This window comes from Prosthecomicrobium pneumaticum, assembly GCF_014199915.1.
Taxonomy (GTDB): Bacteria; Pseudomonadota; Alphaproteobacteria; order Rhizobiales; family Kaistiaceae; genus Prosthecomicrobium; species Prosthecomicrobium pneumaticum.
Genome location: NZ_JACHOO010000005.1, coordinates 201,027 through 223,947 on the forward strand (window position 1 = coordinate 201,027; position 22,921 = coordinate 223,947).

At 67.1% G+C, this 22,921-nt stretch carries 23 protein-coding genes; 20 read left to right on the plus strand and 3 right to left on the minus strand.

The window, feature by feature from the left end:
* Positions 1–127: 127 nt before the first annotated feature.
* Positions 128–1,162, minus strand: coding sequence for an aspartate-semialdehyde dehydrogenase (locus GGQ63_RS13160; protein WP_183856572.1), 1,035 nt, complete (start codon positions 1,160–1,162; stop codon positions 128–130).
* 424 nt (positions 1,163–1,586) lie between these two features.
* Here GGQ63_RS13160 and GGQ63_RS13165 point away from each other — a divergent pair, with 424 nt between their 5' ends.
* On the plus strand, positions 1,587–2,951 hold the full coding sequence (locus GGQ63_RS13165) for an Nramp family divalent metal transporter (RefSeq protein WP_183856574.1): 1,365 nt from the start codon (positions 1,587–1,589) through the stop codon (positions 2,949–2,951).
* Between the two features lie 28 nt (positions 2,952–2,979).
* Here the strand turns inward: GGQ63_RS13165 and leuB are convergent, their stop codons facing one another.
* Positions 2,980–4,092 carry a 3-isopropylmalate dehydrogenase gene (gene leuB / locus GGQ63_RS13170; RefSeq protein WP_183856576.1) on the minus strand — a complete coding sequence of 371 codons (1,113 nt, stop codon included), beginning with the start codon at positions 4,090–4,092 and terminating at the stop codon, positions 2,980–2,982.
* 44 nt (positions 4,093–4,136) lie between these two features.
* On the opposite strand from leuB, the gene GGQ63_RS13175 reads away from it, so the two are divergent.
* Complete coding sequence (locus tag GGQ63_RS13175; RefSeq protein WP_183856578.1) at positions 4,137–5,036, plus strand: hypothetical protein; 900 nt, start codon at positions 4,137–4,139, stop codon at positions 5,034–5,036.
* Between the two features lie 9 nt (positions 5,037–5,045).
* On the opposite strand, the gene GGQ63_RS13180 is transcribed toward GGQ63_RS13175, so the two are convergent.
* Positions 5,046–5,429 carry a RidA family protein gene (locus tag GGQ63_RS13180; protein ID WP_183856580.1) on the minus strand — a complete coding sequence of 128 codons (384 nt, stop codon included), beginning with the start codon at positions 5,427–5,429 and terminating at the stop codon, positions 5,046–5,048.
* 207 nt (positions 5,430–5,636) lie between these two features.
* Between GGQ63_RS13180 and GGQ63_RS13185 the strand changes: the two genes are divergently transcribed.
* From GGQ63_RS13185 to odhB, 18 genes are all read left to right on the plus strand, one after another.
* Positions 5,637–6,380 carry an outer membrane protein gene (locus GGQ63_RS13185; RefSeq protein ID WP_183856582.1) on the plus strand — a complete coding sequence of 248 codons (744 nt, stop codon included), beginning with the start codon at positions 5,637–5,639 and terminating at the stop codon, positions 6,378–6,380.
* An 814-nt stretch (positions 6,381–7,194) separates the two neighbouring features.
* Positions 7,195–7,593 carry a succinate dehydrogenase, cytochrome b556 subunit gene (gene sdhC / locus GGQ63_RS13190; RefSeq protein WP_183856584.1) on the plus strand — a complete coding sequence of 133 codons (399 nt, stop codon included), beginning with the start codon at positions 7,195–7,197 and terminating at the stop codon, positions 7,591–7,593.
* Positions 7,594–7,598: 5 nt separating this feature from the next.
* Positions 7,599–7,988 (plus strand): succinate dehydrogenase, hydrophobic membrane anchor protein, encoded by a 390-nt coding sequence (gene sdhD / locus GGQ63_RS13195; RefSeq protein WP_246429775.1) that lies wholly within the window; start codon positions 7,599–7,601, stop codon positions 7,986–7,988.
* A 1-nt stretch (position 7,989) separates the two neighbouring features.
* Positions 7,990–9,816: a succinate dehydrogenase flavoprotein subunit gene (gene sdhA / locus GGQ63_RS13200; protein WP_183856586.1), complete on the plus strand. Its 1,827-nt coding sequence runs from the start codon at positions 7,990–7,992 to the stop codon at positions 9,814–9,816.
* 23 nt (positions 9,817–9,839) lie between these two features.
* Complete coding sequence (locus tag GGQ63_RS13205; protein ID WP_183856589.1) at positions 9,840–10,067, plus strand: hypothetical protein; 228 nt, start codon at positions 9,840–9,842, stop codon at positions 10,065–10,067.
* The gene (locus GGQ63_RS13210; RefSeq protein ID WP_183856591.1) at positions 10,064–10,492 is read left to right on the plus strand and encodes a PIN domain-containing protein; all 429 of its coding nucleotides are present in this window, start codon (positions 10,064–10,066) and stop codon (positions 10,490–10,492) included. Before GGQ63_RS13205 ends, GGQ63_RS13210 begins: the two co-directional genes overlap by 4 nt.
* A 2-nt stretch (positions 10,493–10,494) precedes the next feature.
* Positions 10,495–11,274 carry a succinate dehydrogenase iron-sulfur subunit gene (locus GGQ63_RS13215; RefSeq protein ID WP_183856960.1) on the plus strand — a complete coding sequence of 260 codons (780 nt, stop codon included), beginning with the start codon at positions 10,495–10,497 and terminating at the stop codon, positions 11,272–11,274.
* Between the two features lie 22 nt (positions 11,275–11,296).
* Entirely contained in the window at positions 11,297–12,130 is an 834-nt protein-coding gene (locus GGQ63_RS13220; protein WP_183856593.1) for a nucleotidyltransferase domain-containing protein, read from the plus strand.
* A 46-nt stretch (positions 12,131–12,176) separates the two neighbouring features.
* The gene (locus tag GGQ63_RS13225) at positions 12,177–12,359 is read left to right on the plus strand and encodes a hypothetical protein (RefSeq protein ID WP_183856595.1); all 183 of its coding nucleotides are present in this window, start codon (positions 12,177–12,179) and stop codon (positions 12,357–12,359) included.
* A 313-nt stretch (positions 12,360–12,672) separates the two neighbouring features.
* A complete protein-coding gene (locus tag GGQ63_RS13230) occupies positions 12,673–13,266 on the plus strand; it encodes a protease inhibitor Inh/omp19 family protein (RefSeq protein WP_210308501.1) in 594 nt (197 codons plus the stop codon).
* 38 nt (positions 13,267–13,304) lie between these two features.
* Positions 13,305–14,465 carry a cell division protein ZapE gene (zapE, locus tag GGQ63_RS13235; RefSeq protein ID WP_183856597.1) on the plus strand — a complete coding sequence of 387 codons (1,161 nt, stop codon included), beginning with the start codon at positions 13,305–13,307 and terminating at the stop codon, positions 14,463–14,465.
* A gap of 155 nt (positions 14,466–14,620) precedes the next feature.
* On the plus strand, positions 14,621–15,586 hold the full coding sequence (mdh, locus tag GGQ63_RS13240; protein WP_183856599.1) for a malate dehydrogenase: 966 nt from the start codon (positions 14,621–14,623) through the stop codon (positions 15,584–15,586).
* Between the two features lie 34 nt (positions 15,587–15,620).
* Positions 15,621–16,817, plus strand: a complete 1,197-nt coding sequence (sucC, locus tag GGQ63_RS13245) for an ADP-forming succinate--CoA ligase subunit beta (protein ID WP_183856601.1) — start codon at positions 15,621–15,623, stop codon at positions 16,815–16,817.
* A 45-nt stretch (positions 16,818–16,862) separates the two neighbouring features.
* Positions 16,863–17,096, plus strand: coding sequence for a DUF6364 family protein (locus GGQ63_RS13250; protein ID WP_183856603.1), 234 nt, complete (start codon positions 16,863–16,865; stop codon positions 17,094–17,096).
* Positions 17,086–17,502, plus strand: a complete 417-nt coding sequence (locus tag GGQ63_RS13255; protein ID WP_183856606.1) for a PIN domain-containing protein — start codon at positions 17,086–17,088, stop codon at positions 17,500–17,502. Before GGQ63_RS13250 ends, GGQ63_RS13255 begins: the two co-directional genes overlap by 11 nt.
* A gap of 15 nt (positions 17,503–17,517) precedes the next feature.
* Positions 17,518–18,402: a succinate--CoA ligase subunit alpha gene (sucD, locus tag GGQ63_RS13260; protein WP_183856608.1), complete on the plus strand. Its 885-nt coding sequence runs from the start codon at positions 17,518–17,520 to the stop codon at positions 18,400–18,402.
* Between the two features lie 107 nt (positions 18,403–18,509).
* Positions 18,510–21,491 carry a 2-oxoglutarate dehydrogenase E1 component gene (locus GGQ63_RS13265; protein ID WP_183856610.1) on the plus strand — a complete coding sequence of 994 codons (2,982 nt, stop codon included), beginning with the start codon at positions 18,510–18,512 and terminating at the stop codon, positions 21,489–21,491.
* A gap of 38 nt (positions 21,492–21,529) precedes the next feature.
* Entirely contained in the window at positions 21,530–22,867 is a 1,338-nt protein-coding gene (gene odhB, locus GGQ63_RS13270) for a 2-oxoglutarate dehydrogenase complex dihydrolipoyllysine-residue succinyltransferase (RefSeq protein WP_183856612.1), read from the plus strand.
* Positions 22,868–22,921: the final 54 nt, after the last annotated feature.

A 22,921-nucleotide genomic window follows, 5' to 3' on the forward strand; every position in this document is an offset into this window, starting at 1 on the left:
GGGTGAGGGCCTTCCTTCGGCAGGCGAGAAGAGCCACCCTCACCCTTCCGGCCTACGGGTCTCGGTCGCTTGCGCTCCCTGCGACGCCAAGGCCGGCCGGGGGCTGCGCCGAGGAGGAGCGCCGGGCCTATGCGGCCTGCTTGCGCGGCTGGATCAGCTTGCGGTTGACGAGCACTTCGGCGATCTGCACCGCGTTGAGCGCCGCGCCCTTGCGCAGATTGTCCGACACCACCCACATGGCGAGGCCGTTCTCGACGGTCGCGTCCTCGCGGATGCGCGAGATGTAGGTGGCGTCCTCGCCGGTCGCCTCATAGGGCGTCACGTAGCCGCCGTCCTCGCGCTTGTCGACGACGAGACAGCCCGGCGCCTCGCGGAGAATCTCGCGCGCCTCGTCCGCCGTGATCGGCTTCTCGAATTCGATGTTGACCGCTTCCGAATGCGACACGAAGACCGGCACGCGCACCGCCGTGCAGGCGACCTTGATCTTCGGATCGAGGATCTTCTTCGTCTCCGCCATCACCTTCCACTCCTCCTTCGTCGAACCGTCCTCCATGAAGACGTCGATATGGGGGATGACGTTGAAGGCGATCCGCTTGGTGAACTTGTGGCTCTCGACCGGATCGTTGACGAAGACCGCGCGGGTCTGGTTGAACAACTCGTCCATGCCGTCCTTGCCGGCGCCCGACACCGACTGATAGGTGGCGACGACGACGCGCCTGATCGTCGCAACATCGTGCAGCGGCTTCAGCGCGACGACGAGCTGGGCGGTCGAGCAGTTCGGATTGGCGATGATGTTGCGGCGGGAGAAGCCCTTGATCGCGTCGGCGTTCACTTCCGGCACGATCAGCGGCACGTCGGAATCATAGCGCCAGGCCGACGAATTATCGATCACCACCGCGCCGGCGGCGCCGATCTTCGGCGACCATTCCTTCGATACCGTGCCGCCGGCCGACATCAGGCAGATGTCGGTATCGGAAAAATCATAGCTCTCGAGCGCCTTCACCTTCAGCGTCCGGTCGCCGAACGACACTTCCGTGCCCTGGCTGCGGCGCGAGGCGAGCGCCACCACCTCGTCCGCGGGGAAGCCGCGCTCGTCGAGGATGGCGAGCATCTCGCGCCCCACATTGCCCGTGGCGCCCACAACGGCGATCTTGTAACCCATTGGAAAAGCTCCGCTCCTTCTGTCCTCCCGCGATCCGCCCGCGCCGCTCGGGCGGGGGGTTCCGATCCCCCGTGCCGCGGGAGGATTCGGGGCAGGGAGGCGCGGTCAGGCGGTCGTGGTTTTGGCTTTCGGCGTCGTGTCGACGCGACGCGCCGTCGTCCCCGCGGCACGCGCCACGAGGTCGATCAGAAGCGAAACGGCGAAGAGATGCGCGGTCATGTCCCGGCGGCCCGAACGAAAGCCCCGCTTCTCTGGCGAAAAGCGGCCGCAATGTCAATCGGAGCCCGCATCCGATCGTCCCGCCGCACGCGCAGCGGGCTTGACTCGGCGAGCCGCCGGCCTAGATTGCGAATAATTCGCATTATCAGATGCGGCCTCCGGTCCGATGCCTGCTCATCGGGCGGACAATGCGGCGGTACTCCCGATGCGCCTCCTCGACGGAACCGAAAAGGAACGGGCGGAGGCGACCGGCGCCGGCTGGCGGCTGCCGGAGGGGCGGCCGAGCCTGCCCGAGGCGAACGCCACCATCGCCGTGCCGCGGCACGGCTCGTGGCTGCGCCGGATGCTCGCCTTTGTCGGCCCCGGCTACATGATCTCGGTCGGCTATATGGATCCCGGCAACTGGGCGACCGACATCGCCGGCGGCTCGAAATTCGGCTACACGCTGCTCGCCGTCATTCTCGTCTCGAATCTGATGGCGATCCTCCTGCAGGCGCTCGCCGCCCGGCTCGGTATCGCCACCGGCCGCGACCTCGCCCAGGCCTGCCGTGCCCATTACGGCCCGGCGGTCAATCTGGCGCTCTATGTCGCCTGCGAACTCGCCATCATCGCCTGCGACCTCGCCGAAGTGATCGGCACGGCGATCGCGCTCAACCTGCTGTTCGGCATCCCGCTCCTCGCCGGCGTCCTGATCACCGCGCTCGACGCCTTCCTGCTCCTGCTGCTGATCCATCGCGGCTTCCGCTATCTGGAGGCCTTCGTGATCGCGCTGCTGACCGTGATCGCGGTCTGCTTCGGGGTGCAGATCGTCGCCGCGGCCCCGCCGGTGGCGGCGATCCTCGCCGGCTTCGTGCCCTCGCCCGAGATCCTCACCAATCCCGACATGCTCTACATCGCCATGGGCATCATCGGCGCGACGGTGATGCCGCACAATCTCTACCTGCACTCCTCGATCGTGCAGACCCGCGCCTATGAGCGCAACGACGAGGGCCGCCGCGCCGCGATCCGCTTCGCGACGATCGACAGCACGATCGCGCTGATGCTCGCGCTCTTCGTCAATGCCGCCATCCTGATCGTCGCCGCGGCGACCTTCCATGCCGCCGGCCGGACCGATGTCGAGGAGATCGAACAGGCCTATCTGCTGCTCTCGCCGCTCATCGGGCTCGGCATCGCCTCGACGCTGTTCGGCATCGCCCTGCTCGCCTCCGGCATCAATTCGACCATCACCGCGACGCTCGCCGGCCAGATCGTGATGGAGGGCTTTCTGCGCCTGCGGCTGCCGCCGGTCGCCCGCCGGCTGATCACCCGCGGCCTCGCCATCATCCCCGTCGTGGTGGTCGCCTGGCTCTATGGCGAGAGCGGCACGGCGAAGCTGCTCGTGCTCAGCCAGGTCGTCCTGTCGATGCAGCTGCCCTTCGCGGTGATCCCGCTGGTCCGCTTCGTCACCGACCGGTCGAAAATGGGCGGCTTCGTCGTCTCGAAGCCGGTTGCGATCGCCGCCTGGGCGGTCGCCGCCGTGCTCGTCGCGCTCAATATCAAGCTGCTGTTCGATACCTTCGCCGGCGGCTGAACCGCCGGCGGACGCCGCGCGACCGTGGTCAGGCCGCCAGACGGTCGAGCGCGGCGAGGATCGCGTCGCCCATCGCCACCGTGCCGACCTTCACCGTGCCCTCGGTATAGATGTCGGGGGTGCGCAGGCCCTCGTCGAGAACGGCGGCGATCGCCCGGTCGAGAAGGTCCGCCTCCCCGCCGAGGCCGAAGGAATAGCGCAGCGCCATGCCGAACGAGGCGATCATCGCGATCGGATTGGCGACACCCTTGCCGGCGATGTCGGGCGCCGTGCCGTGCACCGGTTCATAGAGCGCGCGACGCTGGCCGGTCGCGGGATCGGGCGCGCCGAGCGAGGCGGAGGGCAGCATGCCGAGCGAGCCGGTCAGCATCGCCGCGACATCGGAGAGGATGTCGCCGAAGAGATTGTCGCAGACCACCACGTCGAACTGCTTCGGCCAGCGGACGAGCTGCATGGCGCAATTGTCGGCGAGCACGTGCTCGAGCGCCACGTCGGGATAATCCTCGCGCCCGATGCGGGTCACCACCTGGTTCCACAGCACGCCGGACTTCATGACGTTGCGCTTCTCGGCCGAGGCGACCTTGTTGCCGCGGGTGCGGGCGAGGTCGAAAGCGACGCGGGCGATCCGTTCGATCTCCGATGTGGTGTAGAGCTGGGTGTCGACGGCGCGCTTCTCGCCGTTCTCGAGCGTCACGATCTCCTTCGGCTCGCCGAAATAGACGCCGCCGGTGAGCTCGCGCACGATCAGGATGTCGAGCCCCTCGACGACCTCGCGCTTCAGCGAGGAGGAGTCGGCGAGCGCCGGATAGCAGATCGCCGGCCGCAGATTGGCGAACAGGCCGAGATCCTTGCGCAGCCGCAGCAGGCCGGCCTCGGGGCGCACATCATAGGGCACGCCGTCCCATTTCGGCCCGCCGACGGCGCCGAAGATCACCGCATCGGCGGCGAGCGCCTTCTTCATCGCGCCTTCCGAAATCGCCCGGCCGTGCGCGTCATAGGCGCAGCCGCCGACCAGATCCTCCTCGATCGTAAAGGCGGCGACGCCGCGCTTCTCGATCCAGCCGATGACCTTCTTCACCTCGGTCATGATTTCCGGGCCGATGCCGTCACCGGGCAGCAGAAGGAGCTTGTGCGTCGCCATTTTTCACTTCGCTTATAAGTTGTCGCGTGATTGGATACGCGAGCGTGCCGGAACAGATTGCGCTGGGTCGATTACGACATTTCTCGATGGGGGCTCAAGTGGATAGGACAGCTGATATCATAGACGTAGCCACACGCATTCTGGAGGCGCACGGTGCCACCCTTGGCAACGGGATGAGGTTGAAGGAACTTATTCCGGCGATCCGAGCCTCGATCGGACCCGAGCCCTCCGACTCCCACATCTATTGGACGATATTGGATTCAAGCAAAAAGGGAAATTCTCGTATCCGGAGCGGAGGTCCGTGGAAGGGCTACTATCTCGTCTCGACGGAGCAAGCAGATCAGGATTTGCGGACCTTAGAGCAGGAAACCGAAGAGGCCGAGGTTGAGCCTCCGAAGCAAAAGGAGCGCGATCTCTATCCTGTTGTAGCAGCGTGGCTCAAAACAAAGAAAGGAATAAATTGTTCTAAAGACGATATCTACAATAAAAAGGCCGGAGGAAAATGGGGTAACCCCGACGTATTTGGCGTTAGAGTAATAGATGATCTAGGGTTCTTTGATATTGATATTGTCAGTTGCGAAGTTAAAATTTCAAAGGACAACTGGCGACACTATATATTTGAGGCCGTTTCGCACAAGAGATTCTCTAATAGGGTATATTACATATTTTCCAGTGACGCCGAGGATTTAGCGGACGAGGACGTCGAACTTTATGCATATGCGGAGAAGTACCAAATCGGTATAGCGGTCATTGCTCTTACTCCAGAAGGATATGCCAAGCTTCCATCTTGGAATTCCTTATCTGAAGCAGAAAAGCTCGATTATGTGGATAGCGTTAAAGAAAAAGTCCCCGCGCCTTACGAATTGGTTTCTGTCGATCAAAAGATAGAGGTTCTCCGTCGTATTGGGGTGAATAGTCGAAAAGATATATATCTGATCTTCTGAGGCCGCGCTTCACTGCCGCTTCAGCGCGGTGACTTCGATCTCGATCTTCATCTCGGGCTTGATCATGCCGCAGACGAGCATCGTCGCGGCCGGCCGGATCTCGCCGAAGGCGGTGCCGACGATCGGGAAGACGATGTCGGCATGGGCGGCCTCGGTGACGTAATAATGGACGCGCACGACGTCGGCGAGGGCGAAGCCGGCCTCCGCGAGCGCCTTCTCGATCGTCGCCAGCGCATTGCGGGTCTGCGCCGCGACATCCTCGGGCATTTCCATTTTGGCATAGTCATAGCCGGTTGTGCCCGAAACGAAGCACCACGGCCCGTCGACCACGGCGCGGGAATAACCGGCGACGCGCTCGAAGGGCGAGCCGGTCGAAACGAGCTGACGGGGCATGGGAATCCTCGGAATGGCGTTCGATCGCGCGAGGGGCCTCGAGAGGCGGCGCGGGCCGGCGAAGGCTAGGCGCGCACGGGCGCGCCAGCAAGGGGGGGCCGAGCACCTCCCGCATAGCGCGCATTTTTCGCTCCAAAATGGAACGAATACAACTGACGTACGCGGAAAGAACGGGTAGGATTCGTCATGTTGAGGGGGCCTCACGTCATGAATCGTCTGCTCGTCGCCGCTGTGGCGCTCGGCATGGTTTCGCAGTCGGCCGCGGCGGCCGAGATCGTGATCGGGGTGCCGGAGCCGGCTGCGGCCGAAGGCGGCTTCCTGCCGGACTGGACCGGCGTCTCGATCGGCGGTTTCGGCGGCTATGGCTGGTCCGATGCCGCGGCTTCGCTCGTCGGCACGAGCGGCGCGATCGCGGGTGCGCCGCTCGGCATCGACGCCTCTGGCGACGGCGCGATCTCGGGCGTGTCGCTCGGCGGCGATGTCGCCTTCCGCTCCGGCCTGGTGCTCGGCGTGCTCGCCGACGCCTATGGCGCGCAGATCGACGCCGACGGATCGGCGCTCTCCGCCGTTCCGTCGCCCGACACCCCGCTCACCCAGTCCGCGGAGCAGAACTGGGGCTTCGACCTCGTCGCGCGTGCGGGCCTCCTCGTCGACCCCCGCGCGCTCGTCTACGTTCTCGGCGGCTATGGCTATGCCGATGTCGACTGGCGCACCCGCTTCGACGGCGCGACGAGCGGCCGCGGCGATGCCGGCCTCGACGGCTGGACCATTGGCGGCGGGATCGAGGCGATCGTGCTGCCCAATCTCTCGGTGAAGGCGGAATACCGCTTCACCGATTTCGAGGCGATCTCGATCGACGGGACCTCGACCGGCGGGAGTTACGACGGGCGCCTCGATCTCGACACGCATCGTCTGCTCTTCGGGGTCAACTGGCGCCCATCCGGTCCCTGAGGCCCGCCACCCCGGCAGTGCGGCCGCTCGGGGACTGCCGGCTCTCCCATGTCGAGCGTGCCGAGCCGCCTCCGCCCGCGCCTCCTCTCGCCCGCCGACCAGCCCCCTCCACCCGTCATGCCGGCCTCCGTGCCGGCATCCATAATCGTGCGGCTCGGTGTTCCGGGACGGTCCTCCCCCCGTGACCCGGCGACAGCCGCGCCCCATCGGGCCGCATCTCCCTCGCGCTCTCCGAGACTTGCGCGGCTCGACGGGTCCCGGGTCCCGGCTGCGCCTCGCCCGGGATGACGGGGTGCGGGTTGGCGGTGCGGCTCGGGCGGGCGGCACGCGTATGGACCCCGGCACGGAGGCCGGGGTGACGGGTGCTTTCGGGGCAATGACCTTTTCGCTGTCGAGCGTGCCGAGCCGCCTCCGCCCGCGCCTCCTCTCGCCCGCCGACCAGCCCCCTCCACCCGTCATGCCGGCCTCCGTGCCGGCATCCATAATCGTGCGGCGGGGCGAAGCGGGGCATGTTCGCCCCGGTAGCGGCAGCGCAGGCACGGCGGCGCGGCAACGGCCGGCTCGGCCACAAGGCATCCGCCCCGCCGCGTCTCCTCGTCAGAACTACGGGGGGCGATCCTTTCTCGCCGCGACAAGGTGGCCGAAGGGGGATAAAGACAAATCCGAACCGCCGGAACGTCCGTTTATGGAGGCGGTTGGGCGGCGCGCGGTCGCTTTTGTCGAAAGACGGTTTTGACCGCGCCCGCCGATACCGCTAGAACCGGTCTAAAGTTCTGACGCAGTTGACGTTTACGTAAGAATCAGGGGAGTCCTCATGGCCGATGCCGGGGCGAAGGCGAGCCGACCGCTGTCGCCGCATCTCCAGGTTTACCGCTGGCCGGTGACCATGCTGATGTCGATCCTGCACCGCTTCACCGGCGGCGCGCTCTATTTCGGAACGCTGCTGCTCGCCGCCTGGCTGATCGCCGCGGCGAGCGGGCCGCGCGCCTTCGAGATCGTCAATGCGATCTACGGGTCGTGGTTCGGGCTCCTCGTCCTGTTCGGTTACAGCTGGGTGCTGATCCACCACCTGCTCGGCGGACTGCGCCATTTCGTCTGGGATGTCGGCGCGGGCTTCTCGAAGCCGGCGCGCGACAATCTCGCCCGGCTGAACCTTCTCGGCTCGATCGTCCTGACGGTCCTTCTGTGGGCCGCCGTGCTCCTCTTCCGGTGACCGCGATGGCGCATCAACCCTCGATGAAGACCGCGCTCGGCCGCGTCCGTGGCCTCGGCTCGGCGAAATCCGGCACCGATACCTTCTGGCTGCAGCGCCTGACCGGCGTGTTCAACGCCGTGTTCGTGGTCATCACCCTCGGCATCGTGATCGCGCTCGCCGGCCGGCCGCACGCCGAGGTGATCGCCGCGCTCCGCCATCCGCTCGTCGCACTGCCGATCGGCATTCTCATCGTCTCCGGCGTGATCCATATGCGGATCGGCATGAAGGAGATCATCGAGGATTACGTGCATGGCGGGCCGAAGGTGCTCGCCGTCGTCGCCAACACCTTCTTCGCCGTTCTCGTCGGCGCGTCGACGCTGTTCGCGCTGCTGAAGATTTCCTTCGGAGTCTGACATGGCCGCAGAGACCAGCGCCGGCGCCCCCGGCATCAATGGCCGCGCCTATTCCTTCACCGACCACACCTTCGACGTCGTGGTCGTCGGCGCCGGCGGATCGGGTCTGCGCGCCGCGCTCGGCACCGCCCAGGCCGGCCTGAAGACCGCCTGCGTCTCCAAGGTGTTCCCGACCCGCTCGCACACCGTCGCGGCGCAGGGCGGCATCTCCGCGGCGCTCGGCAATATGGGCGAGGACGACTGGCGCTTTCACATGTACGACACCGTCAAGGGGTCGGACTGGCTCGGCGACCAGGATGCGATCGAATATCTGGTGCGCAACGCGCCGGCCGCGGTCTACGAGCTCGAGCATTTCGGCGTGCCCTTCTCGCGCACCGAGGAAGGCAAGATCTACCAGCGTCCGTTCGGCGGCATGACGACGAATTACGGCAAGGGCCGGGCGCAGCGCACCTGCGCCGCCGCCGACCGCACCGGCCACGCCATCCTGCACACGCTCTATGGCCAGTCGCTGCGCTATGCCTGCGAGTTCTTCATCGAGTATTTCGCGATCGACCTGATCATGGAGGACGGCGCCTGCCGCGGCATCGTCGCCCTCTCGATGGAAGACGGCACGCTGCATCGCTTCCGGGCGCAGAAGACGATTCTCGCCACCGGCGGCTATGGCCGCGCCTATTTCTCGGCGACCTCGGCGCACACCTGCACGGGGGACGGCGGCGGCATGGTGCTGCGCGCCGGACTGCCGCTGCAGGACATGGAATTCGTGCAGTTCCATCCGACCGGCATCTATGGCGCCGGCTGCCTGATCACCGAGGGCGCCCGCGGCGAGGGCGGCTACCTCACCAATTCCGAGGGTGAGCGCTTCATGGAGCGCTATGCGCCCTCGGCGAAGGACCTCGCCTCGCGCGACGTCGTCTCGCGCGCCATGACGATGGAAATCCGCGAGGGCCGCGGCGTCGGCAAGGCGAAGGACCACATCTTCCTCCACCTCGACCATCTCGACCCGGCGCTGCTGCACGAGCGGCTGCCCGGCATTTCGGAGAGCGCCAAGATCTTCGCCGGCGTCGACGTGACGAAGCAGCCGATCCCGGTTCTGCCGACCGTCCATTACAATATGGGCGGCATCCCGACGAACTATCACGGCGAGGTGCTGACCAAGGCCGGCGGCGATCCCGACAAGGTGGTGCCGGGCCTGATGGCGGTCGGCGAGGCGGCCTGCGTCTCGGTGCACGGCGCCAACCGGCTCGGCTCAAACTCGCTGACCGACCTCGTCGTGTTCGGCCGCGCCGCGGCGCTGCGCTGCGCCGAGACGACGGAAGCGGGCGCGAACCAGCGCGAGCTGGCGAAGACCGCCGGCGAGGACGCGATCGCCCGGCTCGACCGGCTGCGGCACGCCGCGGGCGGCTCGCCGACGGCGAAGCTGCGCGGCGAGATGCAGCGGGTGATGCAGTCGAACTGCGCCGTGTTCCGCACCGGCGAGGTGCTCGAAGAAGGGCATTCGAAGATCCACGAAGTGTGGCGCGGCGCGGACGATGTGCGCGTCACCGACCGCTCGCTCGTGTGGAACTCCGACCTGATCGAGACGCTCGAGTTCGACAACCTGATCCTGCAGGCGGTCGCGACCATGGATTCCGCGCTCAACCGCACGGAATCGCGCGGCGCCCATGCCCGCGAGGATTTTCCGGACCGCGACGACGTCAACTGGATGAAGCACAGCCTCGCCTTCGTCGACGACGCCACCAAGTCGGTGCGGCTCGACGACCGGCCGGTGCACACCTACACCATGTCGAACGACATCGAATACATCGAGCCGAAGGCGCGGGTTTACTGAGCGTTTCAAAGAGGAGGCGAGCGGTGGGAAGCGTGACCATCGAGGGGGTCAGCGAGGCGTTGGTCGAGGAGGTCGACCGGCTCCCGGCCGATAGTCGTGCCTTGGTCGAGAAAGAGCTGCACGCCGCCCTCGAACAGGCGCTCCGCCGGATCAATCGTGGCCCCCGGGCGGTGCGCATCGCCGCTATGACGCCGTCCGGCGTCGTGCAGACCGACGCCGTCACGCTCCTCGGGGAGGACCGCGGGCGGTGAACTGCGTGGTCGATGCCTCGGTCGCGGTGAAATGGTTCGTGGACGAGCCGGGGCATAGCGAGGCGCTCGCCCTCCTCGCCTCCGAGGAAGTCCTGATCGCGCCCGATTTCGCGTTGGTCGAGATCGCCAGCGTGCTGGCCCGAAAGGTGGTACGGGGGGAGATCGGCGAGGAACAGGCCATGCTCGGCATCGATGCCGCCGCGGCGTCGTTCGACCGCCTTCCGCCGGTGACGCCTCTCCTCGGCCGTGCCGCGCGACTCTCCTTCGACCTTCGACATGCAGTCTATGACTGCCTCTACCTCGCGTTGGCGCAGTCGGAAGGCGCGACGCTCGTCACTGCGGACGACCGGTTCCGCGAAAAATGCGTGGCCGCAGGCCTCGGTCCCGTGAGGGGACTAGCCGCCGCGACGGCAAAGGGTGAATGACCATGGTCCAGCTGACCCTCCCCAAGAACTCGACGATCACCGAAGGCAAGAGCTGGGCGCGGCCGGCCGGCGCCAACAATGTGCGCGAATTCCGCATCTATCGCTGGAATCCGGACGACGGCGCCAATCCGCACGTCGACAGCTATTTCGTCGATCTGGACGATTGCGGACCGATGGTGCTCGACGCCCTCATCAAGATCAAGAACGAGGTCGATCCGACGCTGACCTTCCGCCGCTCCTGCCGCGAGGGCATTTGCGGCTCCTGTGCGATGAACATCGACGGCTCGAACACGCTCGCCTGCACGAAGGGCATCGAGGATGTCGACGGGCCGGTGAAGATCTATCCGCTGCCGCACATGCCGGTGATCAAAGACCTCGTGCCCGACCTCACCAATTTCTACGCGCAGCACCGCTCGATCGAGCCCTGGCTGAAGACGACGACGCCCGAGCCGGAGAAGGAGTGGCGGCAGAGCCATGCCGACCGCGAGAAGCTCGACGGGCTCTATGAGTGCATCCTCTGCGCCTGCTGCTCGACCTCCTGCCCGAGCTATTGGTGGAACGGCGACCGCTATCTCGGCCCGGCGGTGCTGCTGCAGGCCTATCGCTGGCTGATCGACAGCCGCGACGAGGCGACCGGCGAGCGGCTCGACGATCTCGAGGACCCGTTCCGGCTCTATCGCTGCCACACCATCATGAACTGCGCCCAGACCTGCCCGAAGGGTCTCAATCCGGCGAAGGCGATCGCCGAGATCAAGAAGATGATGGTCGAGCGCCGCGTCTGAGACCCTGTGGAGGGCGAGTTCGATGCGGACCCTCAATGCCTCTTTCGATCCTGCTGTCGTCGCGCGTATCGATCAGCGGCTCGCCGGGATCGAGAACGCGGAGAATGTCGACATCCTGCTCGCCATAGAAAGCGGCAGTCGCGCCTGGGGGTTTCCGTCCCCCGATAGCGATTACGACTGCCGCTTCATCTACCGACGCGAGCTCAAGGACTATCTGCGCCTCGATCCGCTGCGCGATGTCATCGAGACCCCGCTCGATGCGGTGCTCGACGTCAACGGATGGGACCTCGCGAAATTTCTCAAGCTGCTGCTGAAAGGCAATGCTGTCGCCGTGGAGTGGCTGATGGCACCCTTCGTCTATGGCGGCCAGCCCGGCTTTCGTGCCGAGGCCCTGGAGCTCGCCCGATCGGTCGTCACGCAGGCTGCGACCGCTCGCCACTATCTCCACCTCGGCGAATCGATCTGGCGACCAAGCAAAGACGGGACAATGCCGCTGAAGCGGGTCTTCTACGCCCTCCGGCCGGCCGTCGCGCTGTGCTGGCTCTCGGAAAGACCCGGTGTCGCCGTCGCGCCCATGCATTTTCCGACGCTGCTCAGAGAGACCGGGTCGGCTGTCCTCATCCGAGATGAAGCGGAGGAACTTGTGGCGCGCAAGGCCGTGACCCGCGAACTTGGCACCGGACCGGTGCCAACGGCCATCGCGCGCTTCATTGATGGAGCTTTCGAGCGTGGGCGCGAGCGATGGTCCGGCGGAGCGCCGCGACCCTTGGCAGACGCCGTGCGCTCGACCGACGACTTCTTTCGGCGCTGGATTCAGGCCGATCAGATGGAACCCGACAATCAGGACGTCCGTTGACTTTCCTCAATCGGCGAGCGGGGGCTCGACGACTGGAGGAACGATCATGACGGACACCATCATCGCAGAGCGGCCCTGGACGATCGAGGCGATCGACCGGCTGCGCGAACTGGCCGTGGCGAAAGTACCGGCCGAGCTGATCAGCCAGAACCTGCAGCGCCCGGTCGCCGCGGTGCGCCAGAAGGCGGCCGAGCTCGGGCTTGCGCTCGAGGTCGGCGGGCGCGCCTGAAGGGGCCGGCGATCGCCGCGCGGACGCCTCCACACCGGGGGCGGCCCGCGGCGGCGCACCATGCGGCGTTTCGCTCAGCCCGCCTTGCCTCCGCAGCCTCCCTTGCCTCCGCACTTCTACGGAGGTGTTCTGTCCGTCCCGGCGCGGCGGCCCGTCGGGCGCCGCGTCGCCGGCCGGAATGAGCCGGCTTTCCCGCTTGTCGGCGGCGGGAAGATGCCGTATGGCCGGAACCGTTAAGGTTTCACCTGCCTCAAAGCGGCTCGATTTCCGGGATATCCCGAGGTTCGGGCCTGTCCGGATCAAGGAGACCTCCATGCGCCTCGGCCGTCACGCGCCCGTCGTCCTCGCGCTCGCCCTGTCCGGATGCGGCTCGATCGGCGCCATCGGCCTCGGCTCCTTCGACAATGAGCGGCCGAAGCGGCCCGTCCAGGCGCAGTCCGACACGATGGCCCCGACGCAGAGCGCTCCGGTCGAGGCGGCGCCCCTGCCGCCGCCTCCGGGCGCCCAGGCGAGTGCCGATCCGCTCGCCCCGCCGCCGCTCGACGGCACGACATCCGCAACACCCGATGTCGCCGCCCTGCCGCCCGCCGCCGCTGCGGCGCCGGCGACGCCCTCGGGCGCCGAGATCGGCCGCACCGACCTGCTCGGCGGCTGGACGGTCTCCTCCTCGGGCCAGAGCTGCCAGCTGTTCATGACGCTGACGAGCTGGACCGGTGGCTATCGCGCTTCGACCCGGGGCTGCCAGGACGGCGTGCTCAAATCGATCTCCGCCTGGAGCCTCGCCGGCAACCAGGTGGTCCTGTCGGGCGAGGGCGGCACGCCGGTGGCGCGGCTGCACAGCGCCGGCGGCAACCGCTTCGACGGCCAGACCGAACAGGGCGGCCAGCCGATCACCTTCTTCCGCTGATCGCGGTCGGGCGGACCTTCGAGGACGACGACACGGCGATGAACGCACGCCCGAGTTCGGCCGGGGGCGTCGCCGACGCCTATCGCGGCCTCGTCGCGCGCGGCGAGATCGAGGACGACCCCGCCCAGCGCGCCCTCGTCGCGCGGCTCGACGCCCTCGCCGCCCGCCTCGCCGAGAGCCGGCTCGCCCGCAAGGGCAGCGCGCTCGGCTGGATGTTCGGCCGCAAGGCGGCGGAACCGGTGCGCGGCCTCTACATCCATGGCGATGTCGGCCGCGGCAAGACCATGCTGATGGACCTGTTCTTCGGTCTCGCCCCGATCGCCGAGCGGCGGCGGGCGCATTTTCACGACTTCATGGCCGACACCCATGCCCGCGTCCACCGGATGCGGCAGGCGATCCAGGACGGCACCCGCAAGGGCGACGATCCGATCGTGCCGGTCGCCGACGCGATCGCCGACGAGACACGGCTGCTCTGCTTCGACGAGTTCGCCGTCACCGATATCGCCGACGCGATGATCCTCGGCCGGCTGTTCACCCGGCTGTTCGAGCGCGGCGTCGTGGTCGTCGCGACGTCCAATGTCGCGCCCGACGATCTCTATCGCGACGGCATCAATCGCGGCCATTTCCTGCCCTTCGTGGCGCTGCTCAAGGCGCATGTCGAGGTGGTGCGGCTCGCCGCGCGGACCGATTTCCGGCTCGAGAAGCTGTCGACCGCGCCGGTCTATGTGACGCCGCTCGGGGCCGCCGCCGACGCGGCGATGGACGCCGCCTGGACCCGGCTCACCGGCGTGTCGCGCGGCAATCCGACGACGCTCGCCGTGCAGGGCCGCGAGGTCACGGTGCCCCAGGCGGAGAAGGGCGTCGCCCGCTTCCGCTTCGAGGAGCTCTGCGCCCGGCCGCTCGGGCCCGGCGACTATCTCGCCGTCGCGCACGCCTTCCACACGGTCGTGATCGACCGCATCCCGGTGATGGACGAGGCGAAGCGGAACGAGGCGAAGCGCTTCATCACGCTCATCGACGCGCTCTATGACGGCCACGTCAAGCTGGTCTGCTCGGCCGCTGCGGAGCCCGACGGGCTCTATCGCGCCGAGGCCGGAACCGAGGCTTTCGAGTTCGCGCGGACCGCCTCGCGGCTCGTCGAGATGCGCTCCGAAGACTATCTCGCCCGGTCGCACCGCGCCTTCATCGCCGAGACATGACGTTTACGTAAACTGCGGACACCGGACGAAGGTCTGTATACGATCCTGCCGCTTCCGGCTTGCGCGAGGCCGGCAATGGGAGTAGGGGAACCGCACCTCAGCTGGCCCGTGCCGGGTCTTTACGTTCACGTAAACCAACTTCGGGGGATTTCCTGATGGCGCGCAGCAAGATCGCTCTGATCGGCGCCGGCCAGATCGGCGGCACGCTCGCCCTTCTCGCGGGTCTGAAGGAACTGGGCGACATTGTTCTTTTTGACATTGTCGACGGTGTCCCGCAGGGCAAGGCGCTCGACATCGCCGAGGCCGCCCCGGTCGAGGGCTTCGACGCCGCGATCGCCGGCACCTCCTCCTACGCCTCGATCGAGGGCGCCGATGTGGTGATCGTCACCGCCGGCGTGCCGCGCAAGCCCGGCATGAGCCGCGACGACCTGCTCGGCATCAATCTGAAGGTGATGGAGCAGGTCGGCGCCGGCATCGCGAAATACGCGCCGAACGCCTTCGTCATCTGCATCACCAATCCGCTCGACGCGATGGTCTGGGCGCTGCAGAAATTCTCCGGCCTGCCCGCCTCGAAGGTCGTCGGCATGGCCGGCGTGCTCGACTCCGCCCGCTTCCGCTACTTCCTCGCCGAGGAGTTCAAGGTCTCGGTCGAGGACGTCACCGCCTTCGTGCTCGGCGGCCATGGCGACACCATGGTGCCGCTGACCCGCTATTCGACGGTCGCCGGCATTCCGCTCACCGATCTCGTCAAGATGGGCTGGATCGAGGCGGCGCGGCTCGAGGAGATCGTCCAGCGCACCCGCGACGGCGGCGCCGAGATCGTCAACCTCCTGAAGACCGGCTCGGCCTTCTACGCTCCGGCGGCTTCGGCGATCGCGATGGCGGAGAGCTATCTGCGCGACAAGCGCCGGGTGCTGCCCTGCGCCGCCTATCTCGACGGCCAGTACGGGATCAAGGGCCGCTATGTCGGCGTGCCGGTGGTGATCGGCGCGGCCGGCGTCGAGCGGATCATCGAGATCGATCTCGACAAGGCCGAGCGGGCGATGTTCGACAAGTCCGTCGCCGCCGTCGAGGGCCTCGTCGAGGCCTGCACCAAGATCGCCCCGGCGCTCGCCGACTGACGATCGCCATTCCGACCGGACGGGAGCCGAGCCGATGAACATTCATGAATATCAGGCGAAGGCGGTGCTGAAGGCGTTCGGCGCCCCGGTGTCGCGCGGTGTCGCGATCTTCTCGGCCGGCGAGGCCGAGGCGGCGGCGAACGAACTCGGCGGCCCGCTCTGGGTGGTGAAGAGCCAGATCCATGCCGGCGGCCGCGGCAAGGGCAAGTTCAAGGAAGCCGCCGCCGGCGAGAAGGGCGGCGTGCGCCTCGCCCGCTCGATCGACGAGGTGAAGGCCTTTGCCGAGCAGATGCTCGGCAACACGCTCGTCACCGTGCAGACCGGCCCGGCCGGCAAGCAGGTCAACCGGCTCTATATCGAGGACGGCTCCGACATCGAGAAGGAGTTCTACCTCTCCCTCCTCGTCGACCGCGAGACCTCGCGCGTCGCCTTCGTCGTCTCGACCGAGGGCGGCATGGACATCGAGGAGGTCGCCCATTCGACGCCGGAGAAGATCAAGACCTTCTCCGTCGATCCGGCGACCGGCATCATGCCGCATCACGGCCTCACCGTCGCGAAGGCGCTCGGCCTTTCGGGTGCCGCGGCCAAGCAGGCGAACGACGTCGTCGCCAAGCTCTATGCCGCCTTCGTCGCCAAGGACATGGCGATGCTCGAGGTCAACCCGCTGATCCTCACCAAGACCGGCGACCTCAAGGTCCTCGACGCCAAGGTGTCGTTCGATTCGAACGCGCTCTACCGCCACCCCGACATCGTCGCGCTGCGCGACGAGACGGAGGAGGATGCGAAGGAGATCGAGGCCTCGAAATACGATCTCGCCTATATCGCGCTCGAGGGCACGATCGGCTGCATGGTGAACGGCGCCGGCCTCGCCATGGCGACGCTCGACATCATCAAGCTCTATGGCGAGAGCCCGGCCAATTTCCTCGATGTCGGCGGCGGCGCGAGCGAGGAGAAGGTCACCGCGGCGTTCAAGATCATCACCGCCGATCCGAACGTGAAGGGCATTCTCGTCAACATCTTCGGCGGCATCATGAAGTGCGACGTGATCGCCCGCGGCGTGCTCGCCGCGGTGAAGGCGGTCGGCCTTCAGGTGCCGCTCGTCGTCCGGCTCGAAGGCACGAATGTCGAGCTCGGCAAGCAGATCCTGCGCGAGAGCGGGCTCAACGTCATCCCGGCGGACGATCTCGACGACGCCGCGCAGAAGATCGTCGGCGCCGTCAGGGGCGCTTGAGAGAGACGGCTCGGTTGCGCATATCGGTGTGACGGGAGAGAGGGCATGGCGGACATCACGCTCGCGATCGACGAGGAGACGCTCGCCAAGGTGCGTCGCTACGCGGCGCGCCGGGAAACGAGCGTCGACGCGATCGTTCGCGAGCACCTCGACGGGATCGCCCGCACCGAGGACCGCCTGAAGGACGTCGTCGCCGAGCTGAAGCGGCTGAGCGAGACCTCGCCCGCCGCCCTCGGGCCGGGCTATGTCTGGCGGCGCGAGGACAGCTATGGCCGTTGAAGCCTTCCTCGACACCAATGTGCTCATCTATGCCGCTGCCGGTGGCGACGACGAGAGCCGGCGCCGTGCGGCGTTCGCCTGCATCGCGGCGGCGAATTTCGGCACGTCGGGCCAGGTGCTCGCCGAGTTCTACACCAACGTCACCCGCAAGCCGGCCGTGCCGCTCACCGCCGATGAGGCGCTCGCCTGGATCGAGCGGCTCTCCGAATTTCCGGTCGTCCCGGTGACGCACGATCTCGTGCGCACTGCCGTCGGCCTCAGCATCCGCCACAAGGTCTCCTCCTGGGACGCCGCGGTGATCGGGGCGGCCGAGGAGATCGGCGCGAAGACCCTGTTCACCGAAGACCTCAACGACGGGCAGACCTATGGCTCGGTCCGAGTCGTCAATCCGTTCAAGATCCACTGACCGCGAGGCCGCCTGATGTCCATCCTGATCGACGCCGCCACCAAGGTCATCACCCAGGGCTTCACGGGCAAGAACGGCACGTTCCATTCCGAGCAGGCGCTCGCCTACGGCACCAAGGTCGTCGGCGGCACCTCGCCCGGCAAGGGCGGCCAGACCCATCTCGGCCTGCCGGTGTTCGACACCGTCGCCGAGGCGCGCGAGGCGACCGGGGCCGACGCCTCGGTGATCTACGTGCCGCCGCCGGGCGCGGCGGACGCGATCTGCGAGGCGATCGACGCCGAGATCCCGCTCATCGTCTGCATCACCGAGGGCATTCCCGTCCTCGACATGGTGAAGGTGAAGCGCTCGCTCGCCGGCTCGAAGTCGCGCCTGATCGGGCCGAACTGCCCCGGCATCGTGACCGCCGGCGAATCGAAGATCGGCATCATGCCGGGCAACATCTTCCGCCGCGGCAAGGTCGGCATCGTGTCGCGCTCGGGCACGCTCACCTATGAGGCGGTGTTCCAGACGACGCAGGAAGGCCTCGGCCAGACGAGCGCGGTCGGCATCGGCGGCGATCCGGTCAAGGGCACCGAATTCATCGACATCCTCGAAATGTTCCTCGCCGACGGCGAGACCGAGGCGATCGTGATGATCGGCGAGATCGGCGGCTCGGCCGAGGAAGACGCGGCGCAGTTCATCAAGGACGAGGCGAAGCGCGGCCGCGCGAAGCCGATGGTCGGCTTCATCGCCGGCCGCACCGCGCCTCCGGGCCGGCGCATGGGCCATGCCGGTGCGATCATCTCCGGCGGCAAGGGCGGCGCCGAGGACAAGATCGCCGCCATGGAATCGGCGGGAATTCGTGTTTCGCCCTCGCCCGCCCGGCTCGGAAAGACTCTCGTCGAGGTCTTGAAGGGCTAGGGTCGAGGACCGACATTCCGCTCGTCGTCGAATGTCGGGGCGCAGAAGGGCGCGGCGGGTGGCCGCGCGGAACCGGGAGACCGGGAGCCGAGCTCCCGACACCACAAATGGCACGCGAGCAGGCCAACGAGGCTTTGGCGCTCACTTCCTTCCTCTATGGCGGCAATGCCGCCTATATCGAAGATCTCTACGCCGCCTATGAGAAGGATCCGTCCTCGGTCGATGCCGAGTGGCGCGACTTCTTCGGCGCGCTGAAGGACGGCAAGGAAGAGGTGGCGGCGGAAGCCCGCGGCGCCACCTGGCAGCGGAAAGACTGGCCGATCCCCGCCAATGGCGAACTCGTCTCGGCGCTCGACGGTAATTGGGGCCAGGTCGAGAAGATCGTCACCGACAAGGTGAAGCAGAAGGCGCAGACGAAGGGCGTCGAGATCACCGAGGCCGAGATCCAGCGCGCCACGCGCGATTCGGTCCGTGCCATCATGATGATCCGCGCCTATCGCATGCGCGGCCATCTGCACGCCAATCTCGATCCGCTCGGCATCGCCACCGTCGGCGACCACGAGGAACTGCATCCGTCCACCTACGGCTTCTCGGAAGCCGATTACGGCCGCAAGATCTTCATCGACAACGTGCTCGGGCTCGAATTTGCGACCATCCCGCAAATGCTCGAGATCCTGAAGCGGACCTATTGCTCGACGCTCGGCGTCGAGTTCATGCACATCTCCGATCCGGCCGAGAAGGCCTGGATCCAGGAGCGCATCGAGGGTCCGGACAAGGGCATCACCTTCACGCCGGAAGGCAAGAAGGCGATCCTCAACAAGCTGATCGAGTCGGAAGGCTTCGAGAAGTTCCTCGACGTCAAGTTCACCGGCACCAAGCGCTTCGGCCTCGACGGCGGCGAGGCGCTCATTCCGGCCCTCGAGCAGATCATCAAGCGCGGCGGCAATCTCGGCGTGCGCGAGATCGTGCTCGGCATGGCCCATCGCGGCCGGCTGAACGTGCTCACCCAGGTGCTGTCGAAGCCGCACCGGGCGCTCTTCCACGAGTTCAAGGGCGGCTCCTATGCTCCCGACGACGTCGAGGGCTCGGGCGACGTCAAGTATCATCTCGGCGCCTCGTCGGACCGCTCCTTCGACGGCAACAAGGTGCATCTGTCGCTGACCGCCAACCCGTCCCATCTCGAGATCGTCGATCCGGTGGTGCTCGGCAAGGCGCGGGCGAAGCAGGACCTGATCGGCGACAAGGCGCATCGCGACCTGATCCCGATGGAGGAACGCGCCTGCGTGCTGCCGCTCCTCCTGCACGGCGATGCGGCCTTCGCCGGCCAGGGCGTGGTGGCGGAGTGCTTCGGCCTGTCGGGCCTGCGCGGCCACCGCACCGCCGGCTCGATCCACTTCATCATCAACAACCAGATCGGCTTCACGACCAATCCGCGCCTGTCCCGCTCCTCGCCCTATCCCTCCGATGTGGCGAAGATGATCGAGGCGCCGATCTTCCACGTGAACGGCGACGATCCCGAGGCGGTCGTCTTCGCCGCCAAGATCGCGACCGAGTTCCGGCAGAAGTTCTTCAAGCCGGTCGTGATCGACATGTTCTGCTATCGCCGCTTCGGCCATAACGAGGGCGACGAGCCGGGCTTCACCCAGCCGGCGATGTACAGGGCGATCCGCAATCACCCCTCGACGCTCGACATCTATGCCGAGAAGCTGGTCCGCGAGGGGCTCGTCACGGCCGCCGAGATCGCCGAGCAGCGCGCCGCCTGGCGGGCGAAGCTCGACGAGGAGTTCGAGGCCGGCCAGCACTACAAGCCGAACAAGGCCGACTGGCTCGACGGCGCCTGGTCGGGCCTCAAGGTGGCCGAGACGGACGACGAGCAGCGCCGCGGCTCGACCGGCGTCGCCGGCGAAACGCTGAAGGAGATCGGCGCCAAGCTGACCGAGGTGCCGCAGGGCTTCCGCGTCCACCGCACGATCCAGCGCTTCCTCGACGCGCGCCGCAAGGCGATCGAGACCGGCGAGGGCATCGACTGGGCGACCGCCGAGGCGCTCGCGTTCGGTGCGCTCGCGCTCGAGGGCCATCCCGTCCGCCTGTCCGGCCAGGACGTCGAGCGCGGCACCTTCTCGCAGCGCCATTCGGTTCTCTACGATCAGGAGAGCGAGGATCGGCTGATCCCGCTCAACAATCTGCGCGAGGGCCAGGCCCGCTACGAGGTCATCAATTCGATGCTCTCGGAAGAGGCCGTGCTCGGCTTCGAATACGGCTATTCGCTCGCCGAGCCGAACGCGCTGACGCTCTGGGAGGCGCAGTTCGGCGATTTCGCGAATGGCGCGCAGGTGGTGTTCGACCAGTTCCTGTCCTCGGGCGAGAAGAAGTGGCTGCGCATGTCCGGCCTCGTCTGCCTGCTGCCGCACGGCTATGAAGGCCAGGGGCCGGAGCATTCCTCCGCACGGCTCGAGCGCTTCCTGCAGCTCTGCGCCGAAGACAACATGCAGGTCGCCTACTGCTCGACCCCGGCGAACTATTTCCACATCCTGCGCCGGCAGCTGAAGCGCGATTTCCGCAAGCCGCTGATCCTGATGACGCCGAAGTCGCTGCTGCGCCACAAGCGGGCGGTCTCGAAGCTCGACGAGATGGCGGCCGGCTCGTCCTTCCACCGGCTCTTGTGGGACGATGCGCAGGGCAATACCGGCGACGGCGTCAAGCTCGTCAAGGACGACAAGATCCGCCGCGTCGTGCTGTGCACGGGCAAGGTCTATTACGACCTCTTCGAGGAGCGCGAGAAGCGCGGCGTCGACGATGTCTATCTGCTGCGTGTCGAGCAGCTCTATCCCTTCCCCTACAAGGCGCTCGTCAACGAGCTCGGCCGCTTCAAGCGGGCGGAGTTCGTGTGGTGCCAGGAGGAGCCGAAGAACATGGGCTCCTGGTTCTTCGTCGAGCCGAACCTCGAATGGGTCCTGACCCAGCTGGGCGCCCGCCATCCGCGCGCCCGCTATGTCGGCCGCCCGGCCGCGGCGGCGACGGCGACCGGCCTGATGTCGAAGCACCTGGCGCAGCTGAACGCCTTCCTCGAAGAGGCGTTCGCCCCGTAAGGCGGCGCCCGATCCGAAAAGCGAGACGAGACGAGAAGATGGCCACCGAGATCCGCGTCCCCACGCTCGGCGAATCCGTCACCGAGGCCACGATCGGCCGCTGGTTCAAGAAGGTCGGCGAGGCCGTGGCGGTCGACGAGCCGCTGGTCGAGCTCGAAACCGACAAGGTCACGATCGAGGTTCCGGCGCCCGCCGCCGGCACGATCGAGGCGATCGCCGCCAAGGACGGCGAGACGGTCGGCGTCGGCGCGCTGCTCGGCACGATCGCCGCCGCCGGTGCCGGCGCGGCGAAGGCCGATGTCAACACGGCGGCGAAGCCCGAGCTGTCGGTGGCGCAGGCCTCCGGCGCCGGCGCCTCGACGAGCGCGCCCGCAACGGCCGGCGCGGAAGGCAAGGTGATCGGCGGACCCGAGGCGATCGAGCCGCGCGGCAACGGCCCGGCGGTCGACCGCATCGCCGCCGAGAACCGCATCGATCCGGCCGCCGTCGCCGGCTCGGGCAAGGACGGCCGGGTGACGAAGGGCGACATGCTCGCCGCCGTCGCCGCGGGCGGTGCACAGGCCGCCGCTCCGGCGCCGGCCGCTGCCCCGGCCGCCGCCGTCGCGGCGGTCGCGCCCGTGGCTCCGGCCGCCCCCGCCCCTGCGGCGCCGCGCGCGCCCGCGGCGCCCGACGATGCGTCGCGGGAAGAGCGGGTGCGGATGACCAAGCTGCGCCAGACGATCGCCCGCCGTCTCAAGGACGCGCAGAACACCGCCGCCATGCTGACCACGTTCAACGAGGTCGACATGGGCGCGGTGATGGCGCTGCGCAATCAGTACAAGGACCTGTTCGAGAAGAAGCACGGCGTGAAGCTCGGCTTCATGAGCTTCTTCACGAAGGCGGTGATCCAGGCACTGAAGGAGATCCCGGCGGTCAATGCCGAGATCGACGGCACCGACCTCGTCTACAAGAACTATTACCACATCGGCATCGCCGTCGGCACCGACAAGGGCCTCGTCGTACCGGTGGTGCGCGATGCCGACCGGCTGTCGCTCGCCGGGATCGAGAAGACCATTGCCGGCCTCGGCAAGCGCGCCCGCGACGGGCAGCTGAAGATCGAGGAAATGCAGGGCGGCACCTTCACGATCACCAATGGCGGCATCTACGGCTCGCTGATGTCGACGCCGATCCTCAATGCGCCGCAGTCCGGCATTCTCGGCATGCACAAGATCCAGGAGCGGCCGATGGTCGTCGGCGGCAAGATCGAGGTGCGGCCGATGATGTATCTCGCGCTGTCCTACGATCACCGCATCGTCGACGGCAAGGAGGCGGTGACCTTCCTCGTCCGCGTCAAGGAATCCCTCGAGGATCCGCAGCGCCTGGTGCTCGATCTCTGAGCCCGGGTGGTGCCGACGATCGGACTCGTCGACGGGGTCCGCATCGTCGTCTAT

Coding starts and splice junctions, on each gene's coding strand:
- GGQ63_RS13225 (WP_183856595.1), top strand. CDS start 12,177: ATGACGGACACCATCATCGCAGAGCGGCCCTGGACGATCGAGGCGATC.
- GGQ63_RS13255 (WP_183856606.1), top strand. CDS start 17,086: ATGGCCGTTGAAGCCTTCCTCGACACCAATGTGCTCATCTATGCCGCT.
- zapE (WP_183856597.1), top strand. CDS start 13,305: ATGAACGCACGCCCGAGTTCGGCCGGGGGCGTCGCCGACGCCTATCGC.
- GGQ63_RS13230 (WP_210308501.1), top strand. CDS start 12,673: ATGCGCCTCGGCCGTCACGCGCCCGTCGTCCTCGCGCTCGCCCTGTCC.
- sdhA (WP_183856586.1), top strand. CDS start 7,990: ATGGCCGCAGAGACCAGCGCCGGCGCCCCCGGCATCAATGGCCGCGCC.
- sdhC (WP_183856584.1), top strand. CDS start 7,195: ATGGCCGATGCCGGGGCGAAGGCGAGCCGACCGCTGTCGCCGCATCTC.
- sucD (WP_183856608.1), top strand. CDS start 17,518: ATGTCCATCCTGATCGACGCCGCCACCAAGGTCATCACCCAGGGCTTC.
- GGQ63_RS13165 (WP_183856574.1), top strand. CDS start 1,587: ATGCGCCTCCTCGACGGAACCGAAAAGGAACGGGCGGAGGCGACCGGC.
- GGQ63_RS13250 (WP_183856603.1), top strand. CDS start 16,863: ATGGCGGACATCACGCTCGCGATCGACGAGGAGACGCTCGCCAAGGTG.
- odhB (WP_183856612.1), top strand. CDS start 21,530: ATGGCCACCGAGATCCGCGTCCCCACGCTCGGCGAATCCGTCACCGAG.
- GGQ63_RS13180 (WP_183856580.1), bottom strand. CDS start 5,429: ATGCCCCGTCAGCTCGTTTCGACCGGCTCGCCCTTCGAGCGCGTCGCC.
- GGQ63_RS13220 (WP_183856593.1), top strand. CDS start 11,297: ATGCGGACCCTCAATGCCTCTTTCGATCCTGCTGTCGTCGCGCGTATC.
- GGQ63_RS13185 (WP_183856582.1), top strand. CDS start 5,637: ATGAATCGTCTGCTCGTCGCCGCTGTGGCGCTCGGCATGGTTTCGCAG.
- sucC (WP_183856601.1), top strand. CDS start 15,621: ATGAACATTCATGAATATCAGGCGAAGGCGGTGCTGAAGGCGTTCGGC.
- GGQ63_RS13265 (WP_183856610.1), top strand. CDS start 18,510: ATGGCACGCGAGCAGGCCAACGAGGCTTTGGCGCTCACTTCCTTCCTC.
- leuB (WP_183856576.1), bottom strand. CDS start 4,092: ATGGCGACGCACAAGCTCCTTCTGCTGCCCGGTGACGGCATCGGCCCG.
- sdhD (WP_246429775.1), top strand. CDS start 7,599: ATGGCGCATCAACCCTCGATGAAGACCGCGCTCGGCCGCGTCCGTGGC.
- GGQ63_RS13160 (WP_183856572.1), bottom strand. CDS start 1,162: ATGGGTTACAAGATCGCCGTTGTGGGCGCCACGGGCAATGTGGGGCGC.
- GGQ63_RS13215 (WP_183856960.1), top strand. CDS start 10,495: ATGGTCCAGCTGACCCTCCCCAAGAACTCGACGATCACCGAAGGCAAG.
- mdh (WP_183856599.1), top strand. CDS start 14,621: ATGGCGCGCAGCAAGATCGCTCTGATCGGCGCCGGCCAGATCGGCGGC.